The organism is Rhodococcus sp. USK13, assembly GCF_018343855.1.
In the GTDB taxonomy this organism is placed as follows: domain Bacteria; phylum Actinomycetota; class Actinomycetes; order Mycobacteriales; family Mycobacteriaceae; genus Rhodococcus_F; species Rhodococcus_F oxybenzonivorans.
Genome location: NZ_CP069242.1, coordinates 6074163 through 6091018 on the forward strand (window position 1 = coordinate 6074163; position 16856 = coordinate 6091018).

The window sequence follows — 16856 nt, forward strand, 5'->3', positions numbered from 1 at the left end:
CCGCCGCGGCCCTGAAATGACGCAGCGTGACAGGCCCGCCCGTTTCGTCCGGTTCGCCGGGACTCGAGGCCGCAACCTGGAACCAGTAAGATGTACGTCGTAGACCAACTCGCTAGCTTCGCGAACGGTCTACACCGACTCGGTTCGCTGCGTTCCGACACCCCGCCGCCCGCTGACCAACGACGGAGTGCCTTTTGCTCGCTGTTCTGCTCGCCCATGCTGTCGCCGCCGTTCTGGCTCCGCTTGTGGTGCGCATGTTCGGCCGCAACGCTTTCTATCCGCTCGCGCTCGTCCCGCTGGTATCACTCGGCTGGGTGATCGCGCACTGGGGGACGGTGCAGACCGTCTCACTCGAGTGGATCCCCGGCCTGTCGATGAACATCGACTTCTGGTTCGATCCCCTGGCCGCCGTCATGTCGGTGCTCGTCCTCGGGATCGGCGCCCTGATCTTGATGTACTGCGCGCGGTATTTCACCGACGACGAGCCGCGGCTGGGCATTTTCGCCGCGCAGATGGTGGCGTTCGCCGGCGCCATGTTCGGGCTCGTCGCCAGCGACAACATGTTGTTGCTGTACACCTTCTGGGAGCTGACGACGGTCCTGTCGTTCCTGCTGGTCGGCCATTATGCCGAGCGCGCCTCCAGTCGCCGGGCCGCGACGCAGGCGCTGCTCGTCACCACCGCGGGTGGGCTGGCCATGCTCGTCGGCATCATCATCCTCGGCCAGGTCGGTGGCACGTACAACCTGTCGGAACTGATCGAGGTCGCACCTCGCGGCTGGCTCGCCGGTGTCGGCGTTGTGTTGGTCCTCATCGGTGCGCTGTCGAAATCCGCGATCGTCCCGTTGCATTTCTGGCTGCCCGGAGCGATGGCGGCCCCCACTCCGGTCAGCGGTTATCTGCATGCCGCGGCCATGGTGAAGGCCGGCATCTATCTCGTGGCCCGGCTGTCCCCCGGCTTCGCCGACGCCGCCCCGTGGCGATTCACCATCGTCACGCTCGGGCTGCTGACGATGGTGCTGGCCGGGTGGCGTGCGCTGCGGGCCTTCGACCTCAAACTCGTCCTCGCGTTCGGCACCGTCAGTCAGCTCGGATTTCTCATGGTGCTCGTGGGTCTGGGTACGCGGGACGCCATGCTGGCGGGGCTGACCATGGTGGTCGCCCACGCGATGTTCAAGGCGGCGCTGTTCATGGTGGTCGGGATCATCGACCACTCCACCGGCACCCGGGACATCCGGAAACTGGGCCACCTGGGCGCCCGCGCACCGGCGCTGACGGTGTTCGCGGCCCTTGCCGCGGCCAGCATGGCCGGACTGCCGCCGTTCCTGGGTTTCGTCGGCAAGGAAGCAGCCTTCGACTCGTTGCTGAGCACCACGGCGCTCGCGGACCCCGCTCGCCTCGTGGCCGTGGCCGTGGTGGTGGTCGGATCGATCCTGACCTTCGCCTACAGCGTGCGATTCATGTGGGGGGCATTCGGGCGCAAGCGGCTCGAGAATCCCACCGTTGCCGTGCAGAAAATGCACGCCCCCGGCCCGATGTTCCTGGCCGCGCCCGCGGTGCTCTCGGTGCTCGGACTTGCCGCGGGTGTGGCGTCACCCCAACTCGAGAAGCTGCTGGTTCCGTACTCGCAGACTCTGCCTGCCGAGGGCGCTTCCGACTACCACCTCGCGCTGTGGCACGGCGTCAACACCGCCCTGCTGTTGACGGTGGTCGTGTTCGCCGTCGGCACCGCCCTGTTCGTGGCGCAGCGGTGGGTCATCCGGTTGCGGTTCGAACATCCACCGCTCGGCAACGCCGACCGCATCTACGACGCGACACTCCGCTTCATGGACGCCCTGTCGATGCGGTTGACCGGCGCCACCCAGCGTGGTTCGCTCCCCCGGACCCAGGCGATCATTCTCGCCACGCTCGTCGTGCTGCCGCTCGTTCTGCTGTTCACCGGCAGCCGCACCGACGCCGACCTCCGACTGTGGGACTCGCCGGTGCAGTTCGTGATCGGGCTGATGATGGTGGCCGCCGCGCTCGCGGCGACGGTGATGCGCAACCGGCTGGCCAGCGTCATCCTCGTCGGCCTCAGTGGATACGGCTGCGGTGTCCTGTTCGCGCTGCACGGCGCCCCGGACCTGGCACTGACCCAGTTCCTCGTCGAAACGCTGACTCTGGTGATCTTCGTGCTGGTGTTCCGCAAGCTTCCCGCAGAGGTCGACGAGAGCAGGGCCATCGGTTTCAAGCTGCCCCGGGCACTGCTCGCGGTCGCGGTCGGCGCCACCATCACCACAATCGGTGCCTACGCGATCAACGCCCGCAACACGGTGCCGATTCATGGGTTACTTCCCGACGCCGCGTACTACATCGGCAACGGCAAGAATGTCGTGAACGTCCTACTCGTCGACATCCGAGCCTGGGACACGCTCGGCGAAATCTCGGTTCTGCTCGTCGCCGCGACGGGTGTCGCGAGTCTGGTGTTCCGCAATCGCCGCTTCGGTAGTGCGCCCCGCGTGTCGGACGCCCCTGCGGTCACCGTCGAACAGGCGTCCGCGCAGTCGGAGACGACGTGGCTGCTCGGTGGAGATCTCATCGATCCCCGACACCGTTCGCTGGTTCTCGAGGTGACCACCCGGCTGATCTTCCCGACGATCATGGTGCTGTCGGTGTACTTCTTCTTCTCCGGGCACAACGCACCCGGTGGCGGATTCGCCGGCGGTCTGACCGCGGGGCTCGCCCTTGTGTTGCGCTATCTCGCGGGCGGCCGGTACGAGCTGGGAGAAACGGTCCCCATCGACGCCGGCAAAATTCTCGGGCTGGGCCTCACACTCGCCGCCGGAACGGCCCTGGTGTCGTTGTTCCTCGGCGCACCCGTGCTGTCGTCCGCAGTGTTCGAGGTGACGGTCCCGCTGCTGGGACACATCAAGCTGGTCACCGCACTGTTCTTCGACCTGGGTGTGTACCTCATCGTGGTCGGTCTCGTCCTCGACGTGCTCCGCAGCCTCGGCGCACGTCTCGATGCACAGATCGAGGTGAACCAGAAATGAGCGCAAACATCGGATTCCTCGTCATCATCGGCGTCCTGGTGTCGGCAGGCGTCTACCTGCTCATCGAGCGCAGCATCACGCGCATGCTCCTGGGACTGCTGCTGTTCGGCAACGGGATCAATCTTCTGATCCTCACGTCGGGTGGCTCGGACGGAAATCCCCCGATCGTGGGCCGCGACTCCATCCACGAGTCGATGGCCGATCCCCTCGCGCAGGCGATGGTGCTCACCGCGATCGTCATCACCATGGGCATTGCGGCCTTCGTCCTGGCTCTCGCGTACCGGTCTTTCAAGATCACCACCGCCGACCTCGTCGAGAACGATCCCGAAGACACCCGGGTCCTGCTGCGGCGTTCGCCCTCGGAAGCCCCCGACCGCGACCGCTCCGACGACCCCGTCACCGGCGAGCCCAGTTTCACCGGTGACGCCTTCGACCGGAACGGTAATCCCATCCCCTTGGAAGAACTACGGAACCTCGAAGACCTCGAGGGTTACGAAGAGCTGCACACCGGCGATTTCGACGACGACGAAGACGACAAGGCCACGATCGGAAAGAAGCCGTGACCCTGTCCCCGCACCTCGTCACCACACTCGCCCCGCTGCCCGTTCTCGTGCCCATGCTCGCCGCCGCCGCGACCCTGGTACTCGGCCGGCGTCCCCGCGCCCAGCGGGTGATCACCCTCACCGCACTGATCGCCGTGCTGGTCGTGTCCGCACTGCTCCTGTACCTCGCGGACCGCGACGGTACGACGGCGATTCAAGTGGGCGGCTGGGACTCCCCCATCGGCATCACCCTCGTCGTCGACCGTTTGTCCGCGATGATGCTCGTCGTCTCTTCGATCGTGCTGCTGGCCGTCATGGCATACGCGGTCGGTCAGGGCATCCGCGACGGAAGTGAAGACCAGCCCGTCTCGATCTTCCTGCCCACGTATCTGGCCCTCACCGCAGGAATATCCAACGCCTTCCTCGCCGGTGACCTGTTCAACCTGTATGTCGGTTTCGAGGTGTTGCTCGCGGCCAGCTTCGTCCTGCTGACGTTGGGAGCGAGCGCCGAGCGGGTCCGCGCCGGCGTGTCCTACGTGATGGTGTCGATGGTGTCGTCGCTGATCTTCCTGGCCGGCATTTCCTTCGCCTACGCGGCCACCGGCACCCTCAACCTCGCCGACATGGCCACCCGGCTCGACGGCATCCCGTCGGGCACGCGCACCGCCATCTTCGGTGTCCTGCTCGTGGCGTTCGGGATCAAGGCCGCGGTCTTCCCCCTGTCGACGTGGCTCCCCGACTCCTACCCGACCGCGCCGGCACCGGTCACGGCCGTCTTCGCGGGTCTGCTCACCAAGGTGGGCGTGTACGCGATCATCCGCGCGCACACGCTGCTGTTTCCGGAGGGCGAACTCGACAACGTTCTGATGGTGTGCGGCCTGCTGACGATGCTCGTCGGCATCTTCGGTGCAATCGCGCAGAGCGACATCAAACGCCTGCTGTCCTTCACCCTGGTCAGTCACATCGGCTACATGGTGTTCGGTATCGCGCTGTCCACGCAGTCGGGACTCTCGGGTGCCATCTACTACGTGGCGCACCACATTCTCGTGCAGACCACGCTGTTCCTCGTCGTCGGTCTCATCGAACGACAGGCCGGGTCGTCGTCGCTGCGCCGGCTCGGCGGGCTCGCCGCCGCCAGCCCCGTCCTCGCCATCGTCTTCCTCGTCCCTGCTCTGAACCTCGGGGGCATCCCGCCGTTCTCCGGGTTCATCGGCAAAGTAGCCCTCCTGCAAGCGGGTTCCGCGGACGCCGGGGTACTGGCCTGGATCCTCGTCGGTGGCGGCACCCTCACCAGCCTGCTCACCCTGTACGTGGTGGCCCGCGTCTGGACCAAGGCGTTCTGGCGGGCCCGCGCCGACGCCCCGGAAGGTGACCTCGCCGATGTGAGCCCGTCGGCTCTGATCGACGAGTCCGAGGCCGACATCCCGTTCGACGATCGCGCCGACGTGGGGCGCATCCCCGCGATGATGTTGCTACCCACGGTCGCGCTCGTCGGGGTGGGCCTGGCCATGACGGTCTTCGCCGGGCAGATCATCTCGATCAGCGACCGTGCTGCCACCGACCTGCAGGACCGCTCGATCTACATCACCGCCGTCCTGGGCGATCGCAGCGGGGCCGAAGCGCAGGAGGCGCCGCGATGAAACGCGAGAGATTTCTCCAACTCAGCGCACTGGTCTGGTTGACGGCCGTATGGATTCTCCTATGGGGAAACCTCAGCATCGCCAATGTGGTCGGCGGAGTCGCGGTCGGTGTGCTGATCATGGTGCTCATGCCCCTGCCGGGGGTGCCTGTCCAGGGGCGCGTGCACGTCCTGTCGCTCCTCCGACTGGCATGGAAATTCGTGTACTACTCGCTCGAATCGAGCCTGCAAATCGCCTGGCTGGCGGTACGCCCCGGTCCGCCACCGGTCACCGGCGTTCTGCGGTACCAGCTCGGAATCAAATCGGATCTGGTCCTCACCCTGTTCATCGACGTCGTGAATCTCATCCCGGGAACCATGGTGCTCGAGATCGATCAGGTTCGACGGATCGTGTACGTCCATGTACTCGACATGGGTTCGGCGAAGGCGGTCGGCCAGTTCTACCGCACGGTGGCGCAACTGGAACGCTTGTTCATCGCCGCCTTCGAGCGCGACTCCGAATGGAAGCCGAGTGCCTGGCACTTCGGCGACGAGCAGTACGAGGACCCCACTCAGAAGGGCACCACATGACAGTCGTCTCCGTCATCTCCGGGATCGTTCTGGTGATCGCCGGCGTGCTGACCACCTTTCGGCTTCTCGACGGGCCCAACTCGCTGGACCGCCTCGTCGCCCTCGACACCCTGATCGCGCTCGCCATGTGTGGTCTCGCGGTGTGGGCCGCCTACACCGGCGACACCACGATCGTCCCTGCCATCGTCGCCCTGTCGCTGGTCGGCTTCATCGGTTCCGTGTCGGTGGCCCGCTTCCGGGTGAGTGACAAGTAATGACCAGTGTCCTGAACTACATCGGCGCCGGTCTCATGTTGGCGGGCTCTCTTCTCGCGCTCACCGCGGCCATCGCCATCGTGCGTTTCCCCGACACTCTGCGGCGCATGCACGCCGCCACCAAACCGCAGGTGGTCGGACTGAACATGGTGCTGGTGGGCGCCGTGATCGAACTGCGGGGCAACGTCGACATCTGGATGTTGATCCTCGTCGGCGTCTTCACCCTCTTCACCGCTCCTGTCATCGCGCACAGCGTCGGCCGCGTCGCGTACCGGGAGCAACGCGATCAGGACGGGCTGATGATGATCAACGAGCTGGAGCCTCCAGAGCGGCCGTGACCGCAGGCCGGGAACCGACGGTGCCCCAGCGGTGCAGCGCGCTGTCCTCCCGGGCGAAGAAGGTCGCGTAGAACCCGAGAATCACAGCGGCGAGGACACCGATCACGATCGGTCCCGAGACCTCGGGGAAGCGGCCCATCGGCACGGCGAGATAGCGGTAACTGAGCAGCAGTACGACGAGTGCGATCGTCCCGCCGCCGACGAGCCGAATCCGGAACCAGCCCCACCCGCGTTCGGGGTCCCGCAGGGCCGACTCGATGGTCAGGCAGAGCACGGCTCCCGCCACCAGGTCGACTCCGTAGTGATAGCCGAAGCCGAGCGTCGCGGTGAGAGTGCATACCAGCCAGAACGTGCCGCCGAGCCGAAGCCACCAGGTGCCGCCGCGCGAATGGATGAACAGCGCGAGCGCCCAGGCGGTGTGCAGACTGGGCATGCAGTTGCGGGGTGTCACCGCATCGAACGCCATCGGCGCAGGGGTGAAGTCGGGCGTCGGAACGAAATTCGGCCAGAAGTTGCCGGCCTGAAAGCCCTGCCCGTCGGTGCCGAATGCGAAGATCGGCCCGACCACGGGGAAGAGAAGGTAGAAGATGGGCCCGATCAGGCCGATCAGCAGGAACGTGCGGACGAGATAGTGCGTGGGCCAGCCGTTTCGCAGCTGATAGATCGCCACCGCGATCGCGGCGACCGGTAGTTCGATGTAGACCCAGTGCAGAACCCCGTAGCCGACCGAACCGAGAGCATCGACCAGCTGTCCCATGTGCCACGACGGATTTCCCAGCGCATGGTCGGCCAGCTGCGCGTATTCATCGAGAACCATCGGGCCGGCCATGATCGTGATCTGCAACCACGCATCGCCGAACTTGGTCGCGAGAATGAGCAGGGCACCGAGCGCCACCCCCTTCAGCGCGCTGTGCCGCTGCTCGCCGGTCCACCGGACCGCGGCGTAGACACCGACCGCGGTGAGGACCCACGTCGCACCGTTTCCCACGGTGAGTGGGCCCCCCGCCGCGTACCGCACAGCCGCAACGGACACATCGATGCCGGCCGCGGCCGACAGGGCCACGATCCGCTGCCGTGACGTGAGCCCGACCATCGCGAGCGCGAGCCCCGCCCAGGGGACGGACGCCGACTTCGGTGTCAAAACATAGTCACGAACAAGGCTTTCGAGTGGCCCCTGGAATCCCTGCGCCGACGCGAGCAACTGCACCGTCACCAGCGCAGCCACGACCCCCAGCACGCCACCGGCAACGAGCGTGGGCGACCGGTCGACGGACCTCCCCGGCCGTGCAACGGCTACTTCGTCGATCGACACCCGGCAAGTGTAAACAACACATGAACGGAAGGTGGACAAGCGTCCGACCCCGGCACCGCGGTGTCAGGTGCCCAGCTCCTTCACGAGAGCATCGACCACGGCCACCAGATCGCCCCCGGTGGCCTCCGCGACCTGGCGTTGGCGCTGATAGGAGGCCCCGCGGCGCGGGATATCGGCCACAGCCGCCAGTTCGTCCGCACACCCGAGACGCGCAGCGGTGGGTGCGAGCTTCTCGAGCAGATCGTTCAGGTCGTCGGTGACGAGCCTCTCGTTGCTGTCCGAGTCGAGGATGATCTCGGCGTCGAGCCCGTACCGCGCCGCCCGCCACTTGTTTTCCTTGACATGCCACGGCTGCAGGTTCGGCAGGTTCTCGCCGGCCTCGAAACGCCGGTCCAGATCGACGATCAGGCAATGCACGAGCGCCACGAGCGCACCGAGTTCGGCGCGGGTCGAAATGCCGTCGAAAACCCGCACCTCGATGGTGCCCCAGCGCGGAGCCGGGCGGATGTCCCAGTGCATGCCGCCGATCTTGGTGATCACCCCGGTTTTCATCTGATCACTGATGAAGTCCTCGTACTGCGCCCAATTCGCGAACTGGTAGGGCAACCCGGCCGTGGGCAACTGCTGGAACATCAGCGCACGGTTACTGGCGTACCCGGTGTTGACGCCCGCCCACATCGGTGACGACGCCGACAACGCCAGTAGATGCGGATACCGCTGCAGCAGAGCATTGAGAATCGGGAACACCTTCTGCGGTGACGACACACCGACGTGAACGTGCACACCCCAGATCAGCATCTGCCGCCCCCACCACTGCGTGCGTTCGATCAGCTCGTCGTAGTCAGGTGTGCGGGTGACCAACTGAGTGGACCACTGGGCGAACGGGTGGGTGCCGGCGCAGATCAGGTCGACACCCAGAGGGTTGGCAGCCCGCCGCAGCAGATCGAGCGACTCGTCGAGATCGCTCATTGCCTCGCCGACGGTGGAGTGGATGCCGGTCACGAGTTCGACGGTGTTGCGCAGCAACTCCTTGGTGATGCGCGGATCCTCGGGGCCCGCCAGATTCGCCACCGCATCGAACACCTCGGCGGCCGTGTTGGAGAGATCCCGCGTGACCCTGTCGACCAGCGCGATCTCCCACTCGACACCCAGTGTCGGCCGCGGCGAACCGGGAAAGGGAACTACCACGATTCCGATCCAACCACAGGCCGCACGGTGCGGCAGTACACCGACATCCCGGCGTCAACCGGGATGTCGGAGATCTCAGCTTTCGCCCAGGACACCGCAGGCCACACGTGAGCCTGCGTCCCCGGTGCTCAGGGTTTCCTGATCGGGAGCGGGTGCGTACCGGGTGGGGATGTTCGCGAAGTTGTCGGCGCCGGAGTGGATCATGACCGCGGTCCCGGCATCGCTGTTCTTCAAGTCCTCCACAGTGAAGGCGTCAGTGGTAGTGACCAATTCGCCGGTACCGTCTTCGAGGATCTGCAGCGAGGTGAGGTCTCCGCTGGCCGGGTGGCCGGAGTGTCCCTCGACCTGGAAGTGTCCACCGGCGGAGAGGAAGTTGCCGGGTGCACCGCCGGTGGGGGCGACGGAGTTCGTCTCGCATTTGCCGACCGAATGCACGTGGAAGCCGTGGAACCCGGGAGTCTGGTCCTTGACGGACACGGTGACCTCGACGTGCTCGCCGGACTGCGTGAAGGTGGCGGTGCCGACGTCGTTACCTTCGGCATTCTTGAACGTCGCAGTGAGGGTGTCGCTTCCGCTCTCGCTGTGCCCGCCGGCCGAACCGTGGCCTGCATCGCCGGGAACGTCTGCGGCACTGGGATCGGCGGCTCCGGTCCACACGGGGGGCGTGGTACCCGAGACGTCGGACGGCTCCTCGTTGTTACTGCAGGCGGTCAGCCCCAACGCAGCGATGGCCACCACGGGGGTGACAATGCGCCAGGACATCCGACGGGTAGTACTCGAGGCCATCAATACCGCTCCTTTGAGGTGGCGAAGAAGTGCATCTGATCATAACCACGACGCCCCTGGACCGGCCTTCCGGTCCAGCCTGCCCCTGCGGTCGCGCTACCCGGCGGCGGTGACGATGACGATGACGCCTGCGGAAGAGTTCGCGATACCGGCGAATCGGGGTTTGGCCGTAGCCCCCAGTTCGGCGGCGATCTGCGTCGCCGCTTCCTTCTCGGCAGGCGAATTGCCGTAGTAGACGGTGGTTTCGGAGATCGTTCCGTCGCTGTAGTTCCCCGTTTCGGCCACCGTCCAGCCGGCCTCGGTGAGTTCGGTGGCCGTCTGTCCGGCGAGTCCGGTGACGTTGCTGTTGTTGAACACCCGCACGGGCACCGACGACGCGTCGGCGGACGCGGATGTGCCCGAGGCGCCGGACGTGGTGCTCGCCGACGCGGACGTCGAGGTGGCACCCGACGCCGACGCGGTCGCAGTCGTCGTGCGCGCCGCGGGCGAAGCCGGCGGAGCCGCGGAGGCGGTCGTGACGGTGGCCGCAGTGTTCCCCGAGTCCGAATCGCCGAGTGAGGCGAACCCGAGACCGGCGAAGAGGATCGCGAGAGAAATCAGCACCATGGCGAGGGCACGTAACGGCGGGCCGGACGATTGCGGATTCTGATTGCTCACGGTGTCGACCTTAGCGACCGGGCTACTAGGTGACGTCGAACCCGAGGCGACGGGCGGCGCGAGCCTTCTGCCTGCTGGCGCGCAGACGCCGCAGCCGCTTTACGAGCATCGGATCTGCCGCGAGCGCCTCCTGGCGGTCGACCAGGGCGTTGAGCACCTGGTAGTACCGGGTTGCCGACATGTCGAAGAGCTCCTTGATTGCCTCTTCCTTGGCCCCGGCATACTTCCACCACTGGCGCTCGAAGGACAGGATGTCGTGTTCCCGACGGCTCAGTCCGTCGGTCCCGACCTCGTCGACCCCTGCGGAGTTGTCGTTGTCGGTGCGCTCGGACTGGTTCCGACTACGCGCTGTTGCGCCGTCCATGTCACTCCTCGACTACTAGCTCTCGCTCGAATTCAGCGAAACCACGTTCCCCCGGCTCCTCGATCGCGTGGGTCGACCGAGCAACGAATTACACAGCTGTACTTCAGCGACTATTCAACCATGAGGAAGGCCGCAGGCAGTGCCGGCGACGCGGGCGCGCCGCACTATCCTTGACAACCATGGCCATCCTCCCCATCCGGATCGTGGGCGACCCGGTACTGCACAAGCCGACCGAGCCGGTGTCCCAGTCACCCGCAGAGCTCGCCGAACTCATCGCGGACATGTACGACACGATGGACGCCGCCAACGGTGTCGGGCTCGCCGCCAACCAGGTCGGCGAGTCACTGCGCGTGTTCGTCTACGACTGCCCCGACGTCGACGACAGCGGCAAAGCCTTCCGCCGTCGCGGCTGCGTCGTCAATCCGGTGCTCGAAACGTCCGAGGTTCCCGAGACCATGCCCGACCCGGACGACGACGTCGAAGGCTGCCTCTCCGTGCCGGGCGAGCAGTTCCCCACCGGCCGCGCCGACTGGGCCAGAGTCACCGGCACGGACGCCGACGGCAATCCCGTCGACATCGAGGGGCGCGGATTCTTCGCCCGGATGCTGCAGCACGAGGTGGGACACCTCGACGGTTTTCTCTACGTCGACATGCTGATCGGCCGCAACGCGCGGGCAGCGAAGAAAACGATCAAACGCGCCGGCTGGGGCGTCCCGGGCCTGAGCTGGGTGCCGGGAACGGTCGAAGACCCCTTCGGGCATGACGACTGACATTCCTGTCGGTAGCCGGGTGGTGCTGCGTTACGCATTGCCTCCCGGCCACAGCCATCCGATGACCGACGTCGTCGGGATTCTGGAGGGCGTCGCGCCGTTCGTCACCGTCCGTGCGGCGGACGGTTCGGTCGTCGAGGTGGAACCGGACCGGGTCATCGCACTCAAGGCCGTCCCCGCGCGGCCGGTCCGCACCAGCGAGATCCGAGCGCTCGAACTGGCTTCCGCCGACGGTTGGCCGGGAGTCGAACACGCCTGGATCGACGGGTGGCTGGCCCGGTACGGTCACGGATTCACCGGGCGCGCGAACTCGGCGGCCCCTCTCGGTGACCCGGGCACGGTCGGCGACCTGGCAGACAGCTCCCCCGGCAGCACGCTCGATCGTCTGCGCGACTGGTACGCCGAGCGCGAGCGCCCGTTGCGGCTTCTGCTTCCCGATCGGCTGGGAAGGGTGCCACCAGGATGGAATCTCAGCGACGAGGTAGTGGTGATGGCCGCAGATATCGCGAATCTCACTCTTCCCCGGGGCCCTCGCACGACCACGATCACCGATCGTCCCGACTCCGATTGGCTCGCGCTCTACCGGTACCGCGGGTCCGCGCTCCCCGACTTCGCGGTCGACGTGCTCGACGCCGTCCGCGGCGGCACGCTCGGCTTCGGCCGGATCGGCGCCGCCGACTCCACCCTCCTCGCAGTCGCACGCGGTTCGGTGACCTCGGCCCCGGGCGGCCGCCTGTGGGTGGGACTCACCGCGGTCGAGGTGGCGCAGGCCCACCGTAGGCGCGGTATCGGCAGCCTGATCTGCGGCGAGATGATCGCGTGGGGTCGCGAGCAGGGAGCGACCCATGCCTGCCTGCAGGTGGCCGCGGAGAACGAGGGTGCTCAGGCGATGTATCGCGGCCTCGGCTTCGTTGCACACCATCGGTACCGGTACGCGACGGAACCTGTCGGCGGCGGGGACTAGGCTGGCGGCGTGCGCATCGCTACTTGGAACGTGAATTCTGTTCGTGCCCGTACCGACCGGATCCTCGACTGGCTTCAGCGGACCGACACCGACGTGTTGGCCATGCAGGAGACCAAGTGCAAGGATGAGCAGTTTCCGTACGAGCGTTTCCGCGAGCTCGGTTACGAGGTGGCGCACGTCGGTATCAGTCAGTGGAACGGGGTGGCCATCGCGTCCCGCGTGGGGCTGACGGACGTTCGGATCGGTTTCGACGATCAGCCCGGGTTCCACAAGGATCCAGAGGTTGCCCCTGTCGAGGAAGCCCGCGCGATCGGTGCCACGTGCAACGGTGTCCGCGTGTGGAGCCTGTATGTTCCGAACGGACGCGAGCTGGCGGATCCGCACTACACCTACAAGCTCGAGTGGCTGTCGAAGCTGCGTTCGGATGCGGTCCGGTGGCTGGAGAAGAATCCCGAGGAGCAGATCGCCTTGGTCGGCGACTGGAACATCGCGCCCACCGACGACGACGTGTGGGATCCTGCCCTCTTCGAAGGCAAGACGCACACCTCCGCACCCGAGCGGGAGGCGTTCCGGTCGTTTCTCGAGTCAGGTTTCACCGATGTGGTGCGGCCGCACACGCCGGGTCCGGGCGTGTACACCTACTGGGACTACACGCAGCTGCGATTCCCGAAGAAACAGGGAATGCGGATCGACTTCATCCTCGGCTCGCCCGCTTTCGCCGGCCGGGTCGACAAGGCGGAGATCGACCGCAACGAACGTAAGGGCAAGGGCGCGAGCGATCACGCGCCGGTCATCGTCGACCTCGGAGACTGACGCACGTGCACGAGCGTGGAGGCGTAGAGACGTTCAGTCCTCGACGAGGATGTCGAGGGACTCCGGGTGCCGCGAGAGATAGCGCTGGACGTAGGTGCAGATCGGGCGCACTTTCCACCCGCGAGCGCGTGCCTCGTCGAAGGCTGCGCGGACGAGTGTTTCCGCCAATCCCCGTCCGCCGAATTCCTCTTTCACCACCGTGTGCATGAACGCCACAACCTCCCCCGGTTTCGCCGTGAAGCCGGGAATGTCGTCCTCGTCGCGATAGCCGAGAATCCCGACGAGTTCGTCACCGAGCCACAAGTCGAAGCGTTCGTGAGCCGGATTGTCGAGTACACGAACGTCGGCGGCCGAGACATTGCCCGACGCCGAGACACTGCCCGACAGGGAAGACTTCGAAATGTGATCCATGCCACCATGGAACCAGTAAGTCGCAGACTGGGGGAGCACAAACGCCGTAACCGGGATCGATTCGTTGCCGGGTTTTTCGCGTCCAGCGGTCAGCGTTCGATCGGTACCACCAGATCGCGATACTCCGGATGGGCCGACAAGAAGCGCTGGACGTAAGTACACACCGGTCGCACCTTCCAGCCGTATCCCCTGGCCAGGTCGAGGGAGCGCCCCACCATCATCGACGCGAGTCCGCGATGCCCGAAGTCCTCGACGATCACCGTGTGCATGAACGAGACGATCGGAGCCGGGACGCCGGTCGGGCGCCGACCGGCCGTCACCCCCACCCCGGCGCCGGCCCCGGTCGGCGGCCCCGAGAGGTCGTAGTATCCGAGGATTCCGACCAGATCCCCACTCAGCCGCAGCTCGAAGCGGTTCTGGCCGGCATTGTCGATCACGTCCACAACCTGCGAGTCCGTCAGCACTGCGACCTCCTGGTGTTTGCTTCGTGATCAAAACGTGATGTACGTCACCATTTATACCGACTCACCGGGCTGCTGTCCAAGGTTCCCCCGAATGATTTCTCACAGACATGTCGGTTACAGTCTGTGCGACAACTACACATCCACGGGGGCTCGCACCAGCGGGCTGAGAGGACGGCTAGGGCCGTCGACCGTCGAACCTGTCCGGGTAATGCCGGCGTAGGGAGCATCTCGATGAGCAGAACTGTATCTACGGCCACGTCCGTCACGACGGGGCCGATCGCAGGCAGCACCAAGGAATACGTGCAGTGGAGCGACGACATCCGCGTACCGGTCCGGCGCGTCCACCTGACCAACGGTGAGCATCTCGACCTGTACGACACCTCCGGCCCGTACACCGATCCCAACGCCCAGATCGACGTTGCCGCCGGACTGCCCCGCATCCGCGAGCAGTGGTCCGGGGATCGCGGGCAGACCCAACTGGACGCCGCCCGGGCGGGCGTCCTCACCCCGGAAATGCGGTACTGCGCTGCGCGCGAGGGTGTCTCACCGGACACCGTGCTCGCCGAGGTCGCTGCGGGACGGGCCGTGATCCCGGCCAACCGCAAGCATGCAGAACTCGAGCCGATGATCATCGGCAAGGCGTTTGCAGTGAAGATCAATGCGAACATCGGCAACAGTGCGGTCACGTCCTCGATCGCCGAAGAAGTGGAAAAGATGGTGTGGGCCACCCGTTGGGGCGCCGACACCATCATGGACCTCTCGACCGGCAAGAACATCCACGAGACACGCGAGTGGATCCTGCGTAATTCACCGGTCCCGGTGGGCACCGTGCCGATCTATCAGGCACTCGAGAAGGTGAACGGCGATCCGACCGCCCTCACCTGGGAGATCTACCGGGACACCGTGCTCGAACAATGCGAGCAGGGCGTCGACTACATGACGGTTCATGCCGGGGTGCTGCTGCGATACATTCCGCTGACGGCGCGTCGCGTCACCGGCATCGTCTCGCGCGGCGGCTCCATCATGGCGGCCTGGTGCCTGGCACATCACCGGGAGTCGTTCCTGTACACGCACTTCGAGGAGCTGTGCGAGATCCTGCACCGCTACGACGTCACATTCTCGCTCGGCGACGGACTCCGGCCGGGTTCGATCGCGGATGCCAACGACGAGGCGCAGTTCGCGGAGCTTCGCACCCTGGGTGAGCTCACGAAGATCGCGAAATCCCATGGCGTGCAGGTGATGATCGAAGGCCCCGGACACGTGCCGATGCACAAGATCGTCGAGAACGTACGCCTGGAGGAGGAACTGTGCGAAGAGGCGCCGTTCTATACCCTGGGCCCATTGGCCACCGATATCGCCCCGGCCTACGACCACATCACGTCGGCCATCGGTGCGGCGATGATCGCGCAGGCGGGCACCGCCATGCTCTGCTACGTGACGCCGAAGGAGCACCTCGGGCTGCCGAACCGCGACGACGTCAAAACCGGCGTGATCACGTACAAGATCGCCGCGCACGCGGCCGACCTCGCCAAGCAGCACCCTCGGGCGCAGGAACGAGACGATGCCTTGTCCAAGGCGCGCTTCGAATTCCGCTGGCACGACCAGTTCGCGCTGTCCCTCGACCCGGACACCGCCCGCGAATTCCACGACGAGACCCTGCCTGCGGAGCCCGCGAAGACGGCCCACTTCTGCTCGATGTGTGGCCCGAAGTTCTGCTCGATGCGGATCTCCGCCGATGTCCGGGAGTACGCCGAGAAGAACGGCCTCGATTCGGTGGAGGCCATCGAAGCGGGTATGGCCGAGAAGTCGGACGAGTTCGTCGGCGCAGGTGGCCGCGTATATCTGCCCGTCGAATCCGTCACCTCAGAGAATCGGTAAGGTCCCCTCCGTGAAGCTGCTGCCCCTGGCCCCCGACGGCCAGACCCCCGTCCGAGTCCTCACCATCGCCGGCACCGATTCCGGTGGTGGCGCCGGAATTCAGGCCGACTCACGGACGATGGCTCTGTGCGGTGTCCACGCATGCGTCGCGGTGGCCGCCGTGACCGTGCAGAACTCCGTCGGTGTGAGCGGGTTCCACGAAATTCCACCCGAGACGGTGGCGGCGCAGGTCCGCTCCGTCGTCGGCGACATCGGCGTGGGAGCGGCGAAAACGGGCATGCTGGCGTCCACCGCCATCATCGAGGCCGTCGCGAGTGTCTGCACAGAAGTGGGGATCGGGCGCGAGCATCCGGTCCCGCTCGTCGTCGACCCGGTCTGCGCGTCGATGCACGGCGATCCGTTGCTCCACGCCGAAGCGCTCGACGCCGTACGGAACACGTTGATCCCGATCGCGACGGTGGTGACACCGAACCTCGACGAGGTCCGGCTCATCACCGGGATCGAGGTGGTGGACGACGCCACCGCGCGCCGCGCAGCCGAGGCTCTGCACGCGCTCGGGGCCCAGTGGTCGATCGTCAAGGGTGGGCACCTGCGTACGTCGGAGGTCAGTACCGACCTGCTCTTCGACGGGGACACCTTCCGGGAGTTCAGCAGCCCCCGGATCGACACCGGCAACGACCACGGAGGCGGCGACACCCTCGCGGCGGCCATCGCCAGCGCACTCGCCCACGGGTGGTCTGTGCCCGACGCCGTCGCGTTCGGCAAGGAATGGGTCACCAAGTGCCTCGAGGCGTCGTACGACCTGGGAGCCGGTCATGGCCCCGTCTCCCCCCTCTGGCGACTTCGTCCCCCGTGAGCACTTATTAACCTGCGGCGG

The 16856-nt window shown here is 66.1% G+C and carries 18 protein-coding genes and 1 riboswitch; of the genes, 11 read left to right on the forward strand and 7 right to left on the reverse strand.

Going from position 1 to position 16856, the window contains the following annotated elements:
* Positions 1 to 194: 194 nt before the first annotated feature.
* The 6 genes from JQT59_RS30505 to mnhG are packed head-to-tail and all read left to right on the forward strand — an operon-like array spanning position 195 to position 6372.
* On the forward strand, positions 195 to 3029 hold the full coding sequence (locus JQT59_RS30505) for a Na+/H+ antiporter subunit A (protein WP_213573187.1): 2835 nt from the start codon (positions 195 to 197) through the stop codon (positions 3027 to 3029).
* Positions 3026 to 3592, forward strand: a complete 567-nt coding sequence (locus tag JQT59_RS30510) for a Na(+)/H(+) antiporter subunit C (protein WP_109327673.1) — start codon at positions 3026 to 3028, stop codon at positions 3590 to 3592. Before JQT59_RS30505 ends, JQT59_RS30510 begins: the two co-directional genes overlap by 4 nt.
* Positions 3589 to 5211, forward strand: coding sequence for a Na+/H+ antiporter subunit D (locus JQT59_RS30515; protein ID WP_213573188.1), 1623 nt, complete (start codon positions 3589 to 3591; stop codon positions 5209 to 5211). Before JQT59_RS30510 ends, JQT59_RS30515 begins: the two co-directional genes overlap by 4 nt.
* Positions 5208 to 5780 (forward strand): Na+/H+ antiporter subunit E, encoded by a 573-nt coding sequence (locus JQT59_RS30520; RefSeq protein WP_213573189.1) that lies wholly within the window; start codon positions 5208 to 5210, stop codon positions 5778 to 5780. Before JQT59_RS30515 ends, JQT59_RS30520 begins: the two co-directional genes overlap by 4 nt.
* On the forward strand, positions 5777 to 6034 hold the full coding sequence (locus JQT59_RS30525; RefSeq protein ID WP_109327667.1) for a monovalent cation/H+ antiporter complex subunit F: 258 nt from the start codon (positions 5777 to 5779) through the stop codon (positions 6032 to 6034). The genes JQT59_RS30520 and JQT59_RS30525 overlap by 4 nt, the downstream gene beginning before the upstream one ends.
* Positions 6034 to 6372: a monovalent cation/H(+) antiporter subunit G gene (gene mnhG, locus JQT59_RS30530; RefSeq protein WP_109327665.1), complete on the forward strand. Its 339-nt coding sequence runs from the start codon at positions 6034 to 6036 to the stop codon at positions 6370 to 6372. Before JQT59_RS30525 ends, mnhG begins: the two co-directional genes overlap by 1 nt.
* Here mnhG and JQT59_RS30535 read toward each other — a convergent pair.
* From JQT59_RS30535 to napA, 5 genes are all read right to left on the reverse strand, one after another.
* Positions 6341 to 7678 carry a phosphatase PAP2 family protein gene (locus tag JQT59_RS30535; protein WP_249354684.1) on the reverse strand — a complete coding sequence of 446 codons (1338 nt, stop codon included), beginning with the start codon at positions 7676 to 7678 and terminating at the stop codon, positions 6341 to 6343. The two genes, mnhG and JQT59_RS30535, sit on opposite strands and share 32 nt — an antisense overlap.
* A gap of 69 nt (positions 7679 to 7747) precedes the next feature.
* Positions 7748 to 8872 carry a glutamate--cysteine ligase gene (locus JQT59_RS30540; RefSeq protein WP_213573191.1) on the reverse strand — a complete coding sequence of 375 codons (1125 nt, stop codon included), beginning with the start codon at positions 8870 to 8872 and terminating at the stop codon, positions 7748 to 7750.
* A 75-nt stretch (positions 8873 to 8947) separates the two neighbouring features.
* Positions 8948 to 9658: a superoxide dismutase[Cu-Zn] gene (gene sodC, locus JQT59_RS30545; protein WP_213573192.1), complete on the reverse strand. Its 711-nt coding sequence runs from the start codon at positions 9656 to 9658 to the stop codon at positions 8948 to 8950.
* A gap of 96 nt (positions 9659 to 9754) precedes the next feature.
* Positions 9755 to 10264 carry a LytR C-terminal domain-containing protein gene (locus JQT59_RS30550; RefSeq protein WP_397517673.1) on the reverse strand — a complete coding sequence of 170 codons (510 nt, stop codon included), beginning with the start codon at positions 10262 to 10264 and terminating at the stop codon, positions 9755 to 9757.
* A 76-nt stretch (positions 10265 to 10340) separates the two neighbouring features.
* Positions 10341 to 10679 (reverse strand): nucleoid-associated protein NapA, encoded by a 339-nt coding sequence (gene napA / locus JQT59_RS30555; RefSeq protein WP_109327656.1) that lies wholly within the window; start codon positions 10677 to 10679, stop codon positions 10341 to 10343.
* Positions 10680 to 10858: 179 nt separating this feature from the next.
* Here napA and JQT59_RS30560 point away from each other — a divergent pair, with 179 nt between their 5' ends.
* Genes JQT59_RS30560 through JQT59_RS30570 form a run of 3 tightly spaced genes read left to right on the forward strand, consistent with a single transcriptional unit; the run spans position 10859 to position 13226 of the window.
* A complete protein-coding gene (locus JQT59_RS30560; RefSeq protein WP_109327654.1) occupies positions 10859 to 11449 on the forward strand; it encodes a peptide deformylase in 591 nt (196 codons plus the stop codon).
* The gene (locus JQT59_RS30565) at positions 11439 to 12413 is read left to right on the forward strand and encodes an N-acetylglutamate synthase, CG3035 family (RefSeq protein ID WP_213573194.1); all 975 of its coding nucleotides are present in this window, start codon (positions 11439 to 11441) and stop codon (positions 12411 to 12413) included. Before JQT59_RS30560 ends, JQT59_RS30565 begins: the two co-directional genes overlap by 11 nt.
* A 9-nt stretch (positions 12414 to 12422) precedes the next feature.
* A complete protein-coding gene (locus tag JQT59_RS30570) occupies positions 12423 to 13226 on the forward strand; it encodes an exodeoxyribonuclease III (protein ID WP_213573195.1) in 804 nt (267 codons plus the stop codon).
* 33 nt (positions 13227 to 13259) lie between these two features.
* Here the strand turns inward: JQT59_RS30570 and JQT59_RS30575 are convergent, their stop codons facing one another.
* Both JQT59_RS30575 and JQT59_RS30580 read right to left on the reverse strand, forming a co-directional pair.
* On the reverse strand, positions 13260 to 13637 hold the full coding sequence (locus JQT59_RS30575; protein ID WP_213573196.1) for a GNAT family N-acetyltransferase: 378 nt from the start codon (positions 13635 to 13637) through the stop codon (positions 13260 to 13262).
* An 89-nt stretch (positions 13638 to 13726) separates the two neighbouring features.
* On the reverse strand, positions 13727 to 14101 hold the full coding sequence (locus JQT59_RS30580) for a GNAT family N-acetyltransferase (RefSeq protein ID WP_213573197.1): 375 nt from the start codon (positions 14099 to 14101) through the stop codon (positions 13727 to 13729).
* A 132-nt stretch (positions 14102 to 14233) separates the two neighbouring features.
* Positions 14234 to 14341, forward strand: a riboswitch (TPP riboswitch).
* Here JQT59_RS30580 and thiC point away from each other — a divergent pair.
* Both thiC and thiD read left to right on the forward strand, forming a co-directional pair.
* Complete coding sequence (gene thiC / locus JQT59_RS30585) at positions 14333 to 15979, forward strand: phosphomethylpyrimidine synthase ThiC (protein ID WP_213573198.1); 1647 nt, start codon at positions 14333 to 14335, stop codon at positions 15977 to 15979. (Overlaps the previous riboswitch by 9 nt.)
* A gap of 10 nt (positions 15980 to 15989) precedes the next feature.
* Complete coding sequence (thiD, locus tag JQT59_RS30590; protein WP_213573199.1) at positions 15990 to 16835, forward strand: bifunctional hydroxymethylpyrimidine kinase/phosphomethylpyrimidine kinase; 846 nt, start codon at positions 15990 to 15992, stop codon at positions 16833 to 16835.
* Positions 16836 to 16856 lie beyond the last annotated feature (21 nt).

Bases quoted from the DNA above. Each gene is read 5' to 3' on its own strand.
- JQT59_RS30510 (WP_109327673.1), top strand. From the start codon at position 3,026: ATGAGCGCAAACATCGGATTCCTCGTCATCATCGGCGTCCTGGTGTCG.
- JQT59_RS30520 (WP_213573189.1), top strand. From the start codon at position 5,208: ATGAAACGCGAGAGATTTCTCCAACTCAGCGCACTGGTCTGGTTGACG.
- JQT59_RS30525 (WP_109327667.1), top strand. From the start codon at position 5,777: ATGACAGTCGTCTCCGTCATCTCCGGGATCGTTCTGGTGATCGCCGGC.
- mnhG (WP_109327665.1), top strand. From the start codon at position 6,034: ATGACCAGTGTCCTGAACTACATCGGCGCCGGTCTCATGTTGGCGGGC.
- sodC (WP_213573192.1), bottom strand. From the start codon at position 9,658: ATGGCCTCGAGTACTACCCGTCGGATGTCCTGGCGCATTGTCACCCCC.
- JQT59_RS30550 (WP_397517673.1), bottom strand. From the start codon at position 10,264: ATGGTGCTGATTTCTCTCGCGATCCTCTTCGCCGGTCTCGGGTTCGCC.
- napA (WP_109327656.1), bottom strand. From the start codon at position 10,679: ATGGACGGCGCAACAGCGCGTAGTCGGAACCAGTCCGAGCGCACCGAC.
- JQT59_RS30560 (WP_109327654.1), top strand. From the start codon at position 10,859: ATGGCCATCCTCCCCATCCGGATCGTGGGCGACCCGGTACTGCACAAG.
- JQT59_RS30565 (WP_213573194.1), top strand. From the start codon at position 11,439: ATGACGACTGACATTCCTGTCGGTAGCCGGGTGGTGCTGCGTTACGCA.
- JQT59_RS30575 (WP_213573196.1), bottom strand. From the start codon at position 13,637: ATGGATCACATTTCGAAGTCTTCCCTGTCGGGCAGTGTCTCGGCGTCG.
- thiC (WP_213573198.1), top strand. From the start codon at position 14,333: ATGAGCAGAACTGTATCTACGGCCACGTCCGTCACGACGGGGCCGATC.